At 73.2% G+C, this 12486-nt stretch carries 9 protein-coding genes; 6 read left to right on the forward strand and 3 right to left on the reverse strand.

Annotated elements, in window-relative coordinates; translation table 11 throughout:
- Positions 1–36: 36 nt before the first annotated feature.
- Entirely contained in the window at positions 37–1866 is a 1830-nt protein-coding gene (locus WME96_RS21680) for a hypothetical protein (RefSeq protein WP_437291994.1), read from the forward strand.
- A 96-nt stretch (positions 1867–1962) separates the two neighbouring features.
- Here WME96_RS21680 and WME96_RS21685 read toward each other — a convergent pair whose 3' ends face one another.
- The 3 genes from WME96_RS21685 to WME96_RS21695 all read right to left on the reverse strand — a co-directional run bounded on the left by WME96_RS21685 (position 1963) and on the right by WME96_RS21695 (position 5358).
- Entirely contained in the window at positions 1963–2787 is an 825-nt protein-coding gene (locus tag WME96_RS21685) for a CBS domain-containing protein (RefSeq protein ID WP_437291995.1), read from the reverse strand.
- Positions 2788–3346: 559 nt separating this feature from the next.
- Entirely contained in the window at positions 3347–3778 is a 432-nt protein-coding gene (locus WME96_RS21690; protein WP_437291996.1) for a hypothetical protein, read from the reverse strand.
- A gap of 569 nt (positions 3779–4347) precedes the next feature.
- Positions 4348–5358, reverse strand: a complete 1011-nt coding sequence (locus WME96_RS21695) for an alpha/beta hydrolase (RefSeq protein WP_437291997.1) — start codon at positions 5356–5358, stop codon at positions 4348–4350.
- Between the two features lie 103 nt (positions 5359–5461).
- Between WME96_RS21695 and WME96_RS21700 the strand changes: the two genes are divergently transcribed.
- From WME96_RS21700 to WME96_RS21720, 5 genes are all read left to right on the forward strand, one after another.
- Complete coding sequence (locus WME96_RS21700; protein ID WP_437291998.1) at positions 5462–6286, forward strand: GNAT family N-acetyltransferase; 825 nt, start codon at positions 5462–5464, stop codon at positions 6284–6286.
- A 50-nt stretch (positions 6287–6336) separates the two neighbouring features.
- On the forward strand, positions 6337–7743 hold the full coding sequence (locus tag WME96_RS21705; RefSeq protein ID WP_437291999.1) for an FAD-binding oxidoreductase: 1407 nt from the start codon (positions 6337–6339) through the stop codon (positions 7741–7743).
- 408 nt (positions 7744–8151) lie between these two features.
- Positions 8152–9969 carry a hypothetical protein gene (locus WME96_RS21710; RefSeq protein ID WP_437292000.1) on the forward strand — a complete coding sequence of 606 codons (1818 nt, stop codon included), beginning with the start codon at positions 8152–8154 and terminating at the stop codon, positions 9967–9969.
- A 255-nt stretch (positions 9970–10224) separates the two neighbouring features.
- Positions 10225–11097, forward strand: a complete 873-nt coding sequence (locus WME96_RS21715; RefSeq protein ID WP_437292001.1) for an alpha/beta fold hydrolase — start codon at positions 10225–10227, stop codon at positions 11095–11097.
- Positions 11098–11239: 142 nt separating this feature from the next.
- The gene (locus WME96_RS21720; protein WP_437292002.1) at positions 11240–12463 is read left to right on the forward strand and encodes an MFS transporter; all 1224 of its coding nucleotides are present in this window, start codon (positions 11240–11242) and stop codon (positions 12461–12463) included.
- The last annotated feature ends 23 nt before the right edge of the window (positions 12464–12486 follow it).

Below are 12486 nucleotides of genomic sequence, written 5' to 3' on the forward strand. Positions count from 1 at the left end.
GAGGCGCACCCCTCACCTCTCGTAAGGAGCCTGCTTATGACAGAGTCGCTTGCCCCCACTTCGAGCGCCACAGGTCGGTCCCGCCAGCCAGGGACGCCGGGGGGCGGGCGCGGGGCGACGCGGGCGCGCCGCGGTGGCCAGTTCGCCGCGGGGGTTCTCGCCGCGCTCGCCGCGGGGGCCTGCGGCGGCAACGTGGTGGTCGACGGGTTCGAGCCGCCCGAGGGCACCGGAGGTGCCGGGGGTTCCTGGGGGACCGGCCGCAGCACGAGCGCCGTCACGCCAGACCCGACGGGCTCCGGCCAGGGCGGCGACATCGGCGAGGGCGGCGCGCCGCCGATTCCGCCGCTCGTCGAGGAGGATCTCGGCGAGATCGCCGCCGGCGTCCCCGTCCCGGTGGATATCCCGCCAGGCACCCTCGGCTTCACGGCGATCGCGCAGCTCATGACCTCGCCGCCGAGCTTCGATCCGATCGGCATCGCGGAGATCTCCGGCCCTGACGGCAGGACGTTCATGGCGGACTACACGATCCCCGGCACCCTGGCCAGCTTCTACAACCAGGGGATCGGCGCGGCGGCCGTGCCCCAGACGGGCGCGGCCGCGGCCGTGCCACTTGTGCCAGGCACGTACTGGATCACGATCGGCGACGGCGGCTTCGGCCTGCCGGGGGCGCCAGCGCGCCTCTCGGTGTGGCGCCGCCAGACGCTCGACGGGCGCTTTCACGGCGGGAAGCTCGACATCAACGCTTTCATCGCGGGAGACGCGATCTCCGAGGATTACCTGCAGAGCGCGCTGCGCAGGGCTTACCAGGGGTTCGTGGGCCTCGACGTGGGCAGCGTGACGGTACATCGATTGGGAGCGGAGTGGGGTTTCATCGACGAGGAGCTCCTCCCGAGCTTGCTCGAGCAGACGGCCGGCGCCCGCGGCCGGCCGGCGCTCAACGTGATCGCCGTGTCACAGTTCGGCGGCACGCTCGACGGCGCTGCCGGCGCGACGCCCTCTGCGCCCTCGGTCGCCGTGGAGCACGGCACCCACCTCAGCGGCATCGTGGTCACGCTCTTCGAGGACCCCCAGGTCGACACGGCCATTCTGCGCCACGAGCTCGGCCATTTCGCGGGGCTGTTCCACACGACCGAGATCGAGCCCGCCTTCGCCGACCCGCTCGACGATACCGTGCGGTGCGACGACGCGCTCGAGCTGCTCGAGCTCTGTCCAGACTACGACAACATCATGTTTCCGACGGGGGGCGACTTCTCGGGCAGGATGACGCCGCAACAGACGACGATCGTGCAGGCGAGCGCGGTCTACCGCGGGATCGTCGAGAACGGAGGCGGCGCTGCCGACCCGCTCCCGGCGGGCCGCGGCCCATCCCCCGCTGGCCGCGCTCCGGACCCGGCCGGCCGCGGTCAGGCCGGCCAGGGGGCGGCGCTAGCGCCTGGCGACCGCGCCTGGGCGGCCGCGCTCCCGCCGCGCGCCGCGACCCTGCTCGGAGGGCACTTCTGCGGGCACAGCGCGGCGGCGGGCGCGGACTACTTCGCGCTGCTCCGCGCGACCGGCGGCGCCGACGCCGACCGGCTGCTCGCTGTCGGCCGCGATCCCGGCGCGCCGGTCCAGGCCAGGGCGCGCGCCCTCGCCGCCGCGGGCCGCGCCGCGGCGCCCGTCGCCGCCGCGCCCTCCGCGGCCTCCGCGAGCGTGCTCGCCGATCTCGAGGCGCTCGCCGTGGACCCGCGCCTGCCGCGCCGCGCGCGCCTCGGCGCGATCCAGGGGGTCGCCGCCGCCTCGCCCGCCGCCGCCCGCGCGCTCGCCGCGCGCCTCGCCGCCGACCCCGACACGGTGGTCGGCCGGATGGCGACCCGCGCCGCGCGGTGAGGCCACGGTCGGCGCCCGGCGCCAGCGCCCAGAGCTGATCCACCCCTGTCGCGCGGCCGCTCCCGGCGGCGGCCGCGCTGCTCGCGCCCGGCGGCGCTACCCCGCCTTGGACCGCGCGGCCACGGGGATCACGCCCGTCCCGGCGACGGCGCGCGTGAAGTCCAGCCCCGTCAGCACGCCGCGGAGCCGCCGCCCCTGCACCACGAGCACGCGCCGCGCCTGCGCCGCGTGCGCGGCGGCCGCGGCGCGGTGCAGCGGCGTGCGGACGTCGAGACAGACCATGGCGGGGCTCATCACGTCCTCGACCGGCGAATCGGACAGCACGCCGTGCGCGAGCAGCGCCTCCGTCTGCGTGAACATCCCGACCGGCCAGCCGTCCGGATCCACCACCACGAGCCCGCTCACCTGCGCGGTCGTCAGCCGATCGGCCGCGAGCGCGAGCGGCGCGTCGAGCGGGATCGTGTACGCCGGGGCCGACATGAGCTCGCCGATCGCCGTCGCGTCCCGCGCCTCGACCAGGGCGAGGAGGAGATCCTTCGTGCTGAAGACGCCGATCAGCTCGTCGCCCTCGCGGACGAAGACCCGGTGGATGCGGTGCTTCAGCAGCACGCTCGCCGCCTGGACGACCAGCGTCGTGCGCCCGACCGTGATGATCCCCGGGCGCAGCACGTCGCGCGCCGGGACGTCGGGCAAGGTGAGCAGCATCCCGCGGCTGTTCGTCTTCGTCTCGAACTGGCCGAGCCGCAGCAGGTCGGTGCGCGACAGCACGCCGATGGCGCGCGACGCCGCGTCGACGATGGGAACGCAGGAGATCGCATGCTCACCGAGGGCGCGGTGCACCTCGGGCAGCGGCGTCGTGTCGGGCGCTGTGATGACTTCGCAGGTCATGTAACGCGAGACGGGTGTCGCAAAGCGCATCATGGGAATTCCTCGAAGACGCCGGCGCGGGTTCTCGGGCAGGCGGCGCACCAGCGCGCATCGGGACAAAAGCAAGAAGCGATCCGTACAGCGGGAACACGCCATCGAGCCCATGCAAGCCAAGGTGGGAGGCAGGGCGCAGCGCCCGAGCGGGCCGAGCAGAGCCCGACCCCGCCGTCGACGCGAGCGCGACGCGAGCGCAGGCGCGGCGCGTCGGCGCGCGATCTGCGCCAAGGTGTGTGGCGAGCTGGGCAGCTCGCGGACGACCGGTCCGATGTGGGCCTGCTCCGTGAGCGATGTCCCAAAATGCATCACGTGGGGAGCCCTGGCCATGTGGCCGTCAGGGCACAACCGCCCTGGAACCGGCGAGAAACCCCGGGCCGCCCGGCCGCCGGGGAGCATCGCATCTGCCGCGAGCTCCCGGTGGCCGGGTCCCGGTGATCCTCCTCAGGCGATCCGCGGCTGACCCGTGGAGCGCGCGGGCCCCTCTCGACGTTCCGAGGGCCCGTCGCGCCGTGGTCAGGGGGCGGATCTCACCTGTGCTTTCTGCGTGCGCTCCGGGTCAGTACGGCCTGTTGTAGCCGCTGCACGGGGCGGGTGCGAACGAGCCGCTGTTGCCATAGCCGCCGTTGCCATAGCCGCTCCAGGGGCGATAGGGGTTGCCATAGCTGAACGGATTGCCGTAGCCGTAGTCACCGTAGCCGTAGTTGCTGTACGGCTTCCAGCTGCTGCCCCAGGGGCTCCACGGCTTCGAGCCCCATCCATCGTAGACCGGCGGGTAGCTGGGCAAGCTACCCCAGCTCGGGCCGCGGCCCCAGGAGCCGCTGCAGTCCCGGGCCAGATCGCCGAACAGCGCCTGAGAGGTCTCCTCGACCTCCACGGCCTCGGCCTCCGCGTCGTCCATGTCGATGTCCTCGGCGCCTGCCTCACCCACCGCGCACCCGGTGGTCAGGGCGGCCATCGCCATCGCAACATGCATCCACTTGCTATTCACCAGCTCGATCATTTCTCCTCCTTCCACGGCCCGCGACATCCGCGGGACCGTCGCGCCAGTCGGTTTGCGCAGAGAGCAGCGCTCGTGCCCGAGAGCCGTGTGCAGAGGCTGCCGCCCGAGGGCGCGCGCAGCGGGCGGGAGGCGCCGACAAACCGACATTCCTAAACAGCGCCCGGCCCTCGAGCGACGGCCCGTTCACCCGCGCCGGATCACTGGGCAGATAAGGCGCTCAGAGGCGCGCTCATCGCGCCCCGACACCCCGGCAGCCCCTCGCGAAACACCGCGGCTCCGGCAAAAACGCGCCTTTCACGAGCTATCGATTTCTCGCCGCAGGGCGCCTCGACGCGGCGTCTCCGACGATCCGAAAGCCATCCTACCTACAAGGTATACCAGGAGGCGACAACGACGCAGCGAAGCCCACCTCACCGCGGGCGACCGGCGCCGTGGCGTTCGCGGTGCTCACCCGTGTTGCCGGCGCCAGCGCGCGCGAGAGCGCCCGTGAACAGCGCTCTCGGCGCCCCGCGATGCGCGCGTCAGAGGTCCTGTCGAGCCGATCGCCGCCGGGCCGCTCAGGGCGCGGCGATCCAGGTCTCCCAGGCTCGCGTGAAGTCGTCGGCGCGGATCTCGTGCCCGCGCCCGGGGTGCACCACGAGCTCGTGCTCCCACCCGTGCTGGGTGAGCACGTCGGCGAGGTTCTCGGCGCTCGCGATGGTCGAGGAGAGCTCCTGTGCGCCGACGGCGATGTAGATCGGCGGCCTCTCCTGCGAGAACAGGTGCTCTTCGATGACCATGCGCCCGGCGCCGACGAGGCCTGCGCCGTCGACCTCGACGAGGCCTTCCAGCGCCACGTAGCTCGCGAAATAGCCCCCGTTGGAGAAGCCCATGACATAACGCCGGCCGAACGTCTGGCCGAGGATCCGCGAGAGCAGCGCCTCCGCGCTCATCCACGCTTCGATCAGGGCGGGCGCCGCGGCGTCGACCGTCTCGCGGCGCGTCGGCCAGCAGAAGGACGTCTCCACGGACGGATCCCAGGTGCAGAGTCCCGGTCTGCCGCGCGGGAACACGGCGACGACCCCGAGCGCCTCGGCGGCCTCCGCGGCGATGGCCTGCAGCCCCACGGGCAGGGAGTCGGGCGCCATGGTCCCGTGCAGCACGTAGAGGATCGGCGCGCCGCGCGCCGCGGTCTCCGGCACATGGAAGCAGGTGTGATCGTCCAGGCCGCTCCACCCGGCCGAGCACCAGTCCGTCTCGACCGGCTCCCAGACGAGCGCGCCGCCCTGGCCCCCCTCACCGCCCTGTCCACCGTCACCGCCCGCGCCGGAACCGCCGCTGCCGGCCGCCGCGTCGACCGAGGCGGCGCCGCCCTCACCGCCGTCGCCCGCGCCCCCGGCGGTGCCCGCGCCCCCGGCGGTGCCCGCGCCCCCTGGATTGCCCGCATCCGCGGTATCGCCCGCGCGCGGCGCGCCGCCCGCCGCGCCATCGCACGCGGCCAGCTCGAGCGCGAGCGCAAGCGCAAGCGCAAGCGTCACGAGCGGCGCCGCGCGGCCCTTCAGGATCGACCCGCCGTGTGCCGTGTCCATGCCCCCTGTCACGGTGCCCTGTCGCGCGCGGCGCCGCAACGCGCGCGCGGCGAGTTTCTTGCGTGGGTGGGACACGCGGCGCGCTGGATTGTAGGCTCGCCCCATGTCCCGCCTCGTCGCGCGCCCCGCGACCCCCGCCGATTACGACCATTTCGCCCGGCTCTTCGTGGAGCTCGACACAGGCAACCCCGTCTTGCCCCGCGATCGCTGGGAGAGCGCCCTGGCCAGAGACACCCTCATCTTCGAGGAGCGCGGCGAGGTGGTCGCCTACGCCTATGTCCAGACGCTGCGAGGGGTCGGCTACGTGCGGCACGTCGTCGTCGCGCCGTCCCACCGCGGCCGCGGCGTCGGCGGCGATGTCATGCGCGCCGTCGCCGCGCACCTCCGCGGTCGTGGCTGCTCGCGGTGGTGCCTCAACGTCAAGCCGGACAACACCGCTGCCGTGCGGCTCTACCGGAGCATCGGTATGGAGCACGCCTACGTGATGACCACGTTCGAGCTCCCCTGGGATGCCCTGGCGCGCCTCCCGCGCCCTTCCCGCCCGGTCGTCGCCCGGCCGGCGCAGCCGTCCGACGACGCCGCGATCGAGGCGGCGTTCGCCCTGGTGTCCGGTCAGGTCGCCGACGCCCGCAGCCGGGGCGGCCTCGTGGTCCTCTGTCTGGTCGACCCCACGACGCCGGACGCCGCCCCGCTGGGATACGCCAGCTTCGACCCGTTCCTGCCCGGCGCCTTCCCCTTCCGCGTGGCCGCCCCCGAGCTCGCCGCGCCCCTTCTCGACGCCATCCGCCCCCACGCCCCGCGCCCCCCCGAGGCCGTCCTCGTCACGGTCGAGGACGACGACGCGCTCGTCGCCGTCCTTCGCGACACCGGCGCGCCCGTGCAGCTCGTCGGCGCGCACTTCCGCGGCGAGATCCCGGCCGCCGGCTGACCCGCGCAGGCCGCTTGCCCTCGGCGCGACGCCGCAGTACCGAGCCGGCCATGAGCCCACTCCCCGGCCTCCCCGGCGATTTCCTCGCGGCCCTCGCGCGCGAGTTCCCCGCGGATCTCCTCTCCACGGACGCGGCCGACCTCGCGACGTTCGGCCGCGACTGGACCAAGGTCCACGAGCCGCGCCCCTCGGCGATCGCGCTCCCGCGCTCGACGGACGAGGTCTCACGGCTGCTCCGCCTCTGCGCCGAGCACCGCGTCCCGGTCGTGCCCTCGGGCGGGCGCACGGGGCTCGCGGCCGGCGCCGTCGCGGCCAAGGGCGAGCTCGTCGTGTCGCTCGAGCGCATGCGGCGCATGGGGCCCGTCGACGTGCTCGGCGCGACCGTGCGCGTCGAGGCCGGCGCCGTGACCGAGGCGGTGCACCAGCACGTCGCCCCGCACGGCCTGACGTGGCCTGTCGACTTCGCCTCGAAGGGGTCGAGCCAGGTGGGCGGCAACATCGCGACGAACGCCGGCGGCGTGAAGGTCATCCGCTACGGCCTCACCCGGCAATGGGTGCTCGGGCTCACGGTCGTCACCGCGAGCGGCGCGGTGCTCGACCTGAACGGCGCGCTCGAGAAGAACAACACGGGGGTCGACCTGCGCCAGCTCTTCATCGGCAGCGAGGGCACGCTCGGGATCATCACCGAGGCGACGCTCAAGCTCACGCGGGTGCCCGAGGGGCTCAACGTGTTCCTGTTCGCGGTGCCGGACCTCGCCGGCGTGCTCGCGCTGTTCCGCGAGGCCCGGATGGGGCCGTTCGTGGTGATGGCCTACGAGTTCTTCACGGAGAAATGCCAGGCGCGCCTGCGCCGACACCGGAACGTGCGCATGCCGCTGTCCGCGCCGTCGGACTACTACGTGCTCATCGAGGTCGAGCGCGGCGAGCCCGAGGCGCTCGACGCGTGGATCACCTCGCTGTTCGAGCGCGGCCTGGTCACCGACGGCACGCTCGCGCAGCACTCCACCCAGGCCGCCGAGCTCTGGGCCCTCCGCGAGGGGATCAGCGAGAGCCTGTCCGCCACCGGGCTGCCGCACAAGAACGACGTGTCGCTCCCCATCCAGGAGCTCGAGGGCTTCTGCTCCGAGCTCGAGAGCCTCTTCGAGGCCCGCTATCCAGGGTGGGAGATCGCGCTCTTCGGCCACATCGGCGACGGCAACCTCCATATCAACGTGATGAAGCCCGACAGCCTCACCCGCGAGGAGTTCCTCCGGCGCACCCACGAGGCGGATCACGCGATCTTCTCGCTCGTGAAGAAATACCGCGGCAGCATCTCCGCCGAGCACGGGATCGGCCTGCTCAAGAAGGACTACCTGCCCTACTCGCGCTCGGCCGAGGAGCTCGCGATCATGCGGTCGATCAAGCGGGTTCTCGATCCGCTGAACCTCATGAATCCAGGCAAGATCATCGACGTCTGATCGCGCCCCGGGTCGCCCGCGGCAAAGGCATCTCGCAGGTGCCGACCGGGGGGCGATGGACAGACGCGCTCCGACCCGGACACAACCCCTCTTCTCCCGCCGCATCCGCTGCTCCCGATCGCCCCCGGCCGCCGTTGACTCCGTCGATGCCACCGTGGCTTCGGCGACCCGCATCGCCATGCTGGAGCGGCGTCGCCCAGGGGTGCGCGCGCGGTCATACTCCCTGAGATACGTATGGGAGTGTTCGACTGGCTCAGGCGATGGCGTGCCCCTCAGGCCCGGACGGAAGCACTGCTCCCGCCCCGAGAGGCGTCCGATCCGCCCGCGCCCTGCCCGCCGGCAGCGACGGAGGAAGCGAGCCGTCCCGGGCCGACCGGGCGCTTCCCGCCGTCGGCGACGCGCTCCTGGGTGGTCGAGGGGTACCGGGTCGAGGCCGATCTCTCGCGTCAGGCGCTGTGCCTCTCTGTCCCCGCCGAGTACGGCGCCGAGGACGGCGAGCCCGAGCTCTTCCCCACGCTCCGGGCGGCCCGGCTCCCGTCGCGCATGGTCTCCGCGGCGATGCTCGCGCAGAAGGCCAAGCAGTTCGACGACGGGCTGATCGCGGCGGTGGAGCTCGCCGCGCAGCGGGGCGCCGGGCTGCTGCGCGGCAAGGCGTACCTGCTGGAGACGTGGCTCGCCTCGCTGGCCCACGGCTCGCCCGCGGCCCCGGCTGCGCTGCTGCTCGCCGCGGCGCGGCTCGGCGGGGTCGCCCCGGAGGTGCCGCGCCCGCTCGCGGCCGACGTCGCGCGCCTGCTCGACGAGTTCCTCCCGGACGAGCGCCGCTCGAAGCCGCTCGGCGTCTACACGTGGAGCGAGCCGCTCCGGCGCGTCTTCCAGCAGGACCGGCTGCTCCAGACGCCGCTGCGCGATCCCGGCCCGATCGAGGCGCTCGCCCGCGTCCTCCGCGAGGAGGCGGCCGCGCGGACCACGTACGAGGGCATGCTCGCCCTCGCGTCGCGGCTCACGGGCCCGCTGGACATGCCGGACCTCACGCCCGTGCTCCGCTCGCTGGATCGCGGCCGGGTCGAGGTGGGGCCCGCGCACGCGATCTTCCCGCCGTCGCGCTCGCTCGAGACCGACCTGGCGATGAAGCTCTTCGAGGATCAGCCGGTCCCCGAGGGGTTCGATCTGGTGGGCGAGCTCGCGGCGCGCATCCGCGACGGCGGCGTGGACCTCCGGCCGACGTCCAGCTCGGGCTGGTACGACTACCAGACATGGTCGCTCGAGCCGCTCGTCGCGCCGGAGCGCGCGTCCGAGGCGCCGCGCGTGTCGCTCGAGCGCCGGTACCGCGAGCTCCTGCTGGAGCTGTTCCAGGGGATCCTCGCGCTCACGCGCGAGACGCACGTCAAGCAGCTCGCCGTCCCCGCGCTGAGCTGCGCCCCGCCGTTCGTGCGCCGCCGTCCGGGCGTCGTTGTCGACGTCCTGCCCGAGCTCGCCGCCGAGCCCACGGCGTCGTATTTCCTCCGCCGCGCGCTCGGGTACCGCTTCGTCCGCCAGGTGCTCGAGGGCGCGTTCGGCGCGGACGCGCTCGCCCGCATCGCGCGCCTCACGCCCGAGGGGCCCGTCGATCTCCCGCTCTCGGAGGAGCTCGCCCAGGTGGAGGGCCTGTTCTTCGGCGCCGCCGCCGCCGTCGCGCGCGATCTCGGGATGTCGCTCGACGAGGCCATGGATCCGGCGTTCCGCGCCGCGTGCGCGGCCATGGGCCTCCTGCCGGACCGGGACGGCGCGCTCGGGTCGGGGCGCGGGCGCGAGCACGATGCGCAGGCGTTCCGGCGCTGGAGCGCGCTGGAGGATCGCGACCTCGGCCGCGACGCCCGGATGATGGTGCCCGTCTTCCACGACCGCGAGCGCCGGAAGACAAGGGCCTGGGTCTTCCTGGGGTGGAGCGCCCAGCGCGTGCTCGTGTCCTTCCAGCAGCCGCCCGCCGTGCGGGTCCTCGCGCCCGACGGCCGCGAGGCGTCGCCGCCCGAGGTGGAGGTGCGGTTCGGCGTGCTCACGCACGACCTGGCCTATCCGGTGATGGCGGAGATCACCGTGGATCGCCTGCTCGACCGGGACGAACTCCGGGCGATCTGCGACAGGCACCGCACCCGGAGCGCGATCGTGGCGGCCCTCCAGGGCGGCGGCCGCGCGAGCGCGCTGCGCCTCGGGGACCGGCTCGACGAGGCGCTGCGCCGGCGGGCCTGATCCGTCCCGGGAGTCGGCCGCGGCGCCGCATCTCGTGCGCCCCTCATTCATTCGCGACGTCGCGCCCGCCACGGTGGCGTTTCGTCGATTGGCTTCGTGATAGAACCGCGGCGTGCGGCGTGCGGCGTGCGGCGTGCGGCGTGCGGCGTGCGGCGTGCGGCGTGCGGCGTGCGACGTGCGACGTCGATCGACAGGAAATCTCAGCGCGCGACCTGCCCCGGGGCACCGGCGGCCGACCTGCGGAAGGAAGAGACGATGAAGCTCGACGAGTCCAAGCTATCGCACCGGTTCACCGAACGAAGCGGCGTCCGCCTTCACTACGTCGAGGCGGGCGAGGGGCCGCTCGTCGTGCTCCTGCACGGCTTTCCCGAGTTCTGGTACTCGTGGCGGCATCAGATCCCCGCGCTCGTCGAGGCGGGATATCGCGTGATCGCGCCGGACATGCGCGGCTACAACCTCTCGGACAAGCCCGCTGGCGTCGCGGCGTACGCGAGCAGCGAGCTGACCGCGGACGTGGCGGCGCTCATCCAGGCTGCGGGCGTGGAGCGCGCCGCGGCCGTGGTCGGCCACGACTGGGGCGCCGGCGTCGCCTGGCCGTTCGCGATGCGGTATCCCGACCTCCTCGAGCGGCTGGTCATCATCAACGGCCCTCACCCCGCGACGATGCTCGCCGCGCTCCGCACGCCACGGCAGCTCCGCAAGAGCTGGTACATGTTCTTCTTCCAGATCCCGAAGCTGCCCGAGCTGCTCCTACGGTCGACCGATTACGCGTTGTTCCGCGCGTCGGTGAAGGACGACCCGTGTCGCCCGGGCGCGGTCACCGAGGACGATCTCGCGCGTTACCTCGAAGCGTGGTCGCAGCCGGGCGCGCTCACGGCCACGATCAACTACTACCGCGCCGCGTTCCGCCCGAGCAGCCTGCTGGAGTCCGGCAAACCACCCCGCGTCGACGCGCCCGTGCTGATCATCTGGGGTGAGCACGACCGCTACCTCGGCCCCGAGGTCGCCGTGCCCGATCCGGAGCTGGCCCCCAACGTCCGGCTCGTCCGCATCCCCGACGCGAGCCATTTCGCGCACTACGATCGGCCGGAGAAGGTCAATCAGCTCCTCCTCGACTTCCTGCGGTGAGGCCCGCGCCGCGCGCTCCTCCGGCGAGGCGCAGGCGGGCGACGGCCGCGCGCACGCCCGCACACGCGGCGGCAAAGCGGCTTTCCGCCGCCACGGACCTGTTTGACACGGCGGAGCGGCCGATCGAACCTGCCGGGCGATCATGCTCCGCCGCATCCCTGATCGGAATATCTGGCTCATCTACGGCGCGATCTTCCTGCTCGGGCTCGCGTACGGCATCGCGATCTCGCTCACCGCGGTGTTCCTCGACGCGCGCGGCTTCAACAAGCGCGACATCGGGCTGCTCGCGTCGTGCTTCGCGCTCGGCATCGTCCTGCTCTCGCTCCCGATGGGCGCGCTCATCCGCCGGTTCTCGGCGAAGGCGACGCTGGTCCTCTCGCTGGCCGGGTACGCGGCGGCGGTCGGCGTCTTCCCTTTCCTGCCGGGCTTCGCCTCCATCGCGGCGGTCCGCTTCCTCGACGGCGCGTGCTCGGTCGGCATCTGGGTGAGCTGCGAGACGATCCTGCTCGCCCGGTCGGACAAGGACAACAAGGCGTTCGTCACGAGCCTTTATGCCGTCGCGATGGCGCTCGGCTACGTCCTCGGCCCGCTCTCCGCGAAGGGCATCGTCGCGCTCTCCTCGATGCCGTCGGCGTTCGTGATCTCGTGCGTCATCTCGGCGGCCTCCGCGCTGCTCGTGCTCGCGCGCCTCGACCGCGACCCGCCCGAGGCGGCGGCGCACGGCGAGGCCGGCGCGCTCCCCGGCGCGGAGCCGCCCGCGTCCTCCGCCTCGATCCTCTGGCGCATCAAGACCGCGTGCTTCGCGACCTTCGCCTACGGCTATTTCCAGGCGTCGGTCGTCCTGTTCCTCCCGCTTTACCTGATGGCCTCGAAGGGCGTCACGCTCGAGCAGACGATCCTCATCCCCGCCTATTTCGCGGTGGGGATGCTCTCGTTCACCAACGTCTTCGGCCGCATCGGCGACCGCCGCGGTCACCTGTCCCTCATGCGCGTGCTCGGCGTGGTCGGCACGCTGATGATCCTCGGCTTCGTGTACCTCGATCAGTATGCGGCGATGTGCGTCGCGGTGTTCATCGCGGGCGCGACGCTCGCGTCGATCTCGCCGCTGAGCCTGGCGCTCCAGGGCGTGGTCACCGCCCCGCGCGACTACGCCCGCGCGAACTCGCTCTACAACGTCTTTTACGCCGCGGGGATGCTCCTCGGCCCCCCCGCGTCGAGCGCCCTCTACGAGGCGGAGGGCGGGGTCGCGATGCTCTATCACCTGGCGGCGCTGTGGGCTGCGTTCGTCGTGTTCACGATCGTCTTCTCGGGCGACGACCCGGCCTCGCGCCGGGGCGAGCGGGGCCGGCTCGAGGTCGCGGCCTGACGAGGGCGCCGCGCCGGCCCGTC

It is taken from the genome of Sorangium sp. So ce406, from assembly GCF_051474675.1.
Classification (GTDB): Bacteria; Myxococcota_A; Polyangia; order Polyangiales; family Polyangiaceae; genus Sorangium; species Sorangium cellulosum_G.

Coding starts and splice junctions, on each gene's coding strand:
- WME96_RS21705 (WP_437291999.1), top strand. CDS start 6,337: ATGAGCCCACTCCCCGGCCTCCCCGGCGATTTCCTCGCGGCCCTCGCG.
- WME96_RS21720 (WP_437292002.1), top strand. CDS start 11,240: ATGCTCCGCCGCATCCCTGATCGGAATATCTGGCTCATCTACGGCGCG.
- WME96_RS21700 (WP_437291998.1), top strand. CDS start 5,462: ATGTCCCGCCTCGTCGCGCGCCCCGCGACCCCCGCCGATTACGACCAT.
- WME96_RS21685 (WP_437291995.1), bottom strand. CDS start 2,787: ATGATGCGCTTTGCGACACCCGTCTCGCGTTACATGACCTGCGAAGTC.
- WME96_RS21715 (WP_437292001.1), top strand. CDS start 10,225: ATGAAGCTCGACGAGTCCAAGCTATCGCACCGGTTCACCGAACGAAGC.
- WME96_RS21680 (WP_437291994.1), top strand. CDS start 37: ATGACAGAGTCGCTTGCCCCCACTTCGAGCGCCACAGGTCGGTCCCGC.
- WME96_RS21695 (WP_437291997.1), bottom strand. CDS start 5,358: ATGGACACGGCACACGGCGGGTCGATCCTGAAGGGCCGCGCGGCGCCG.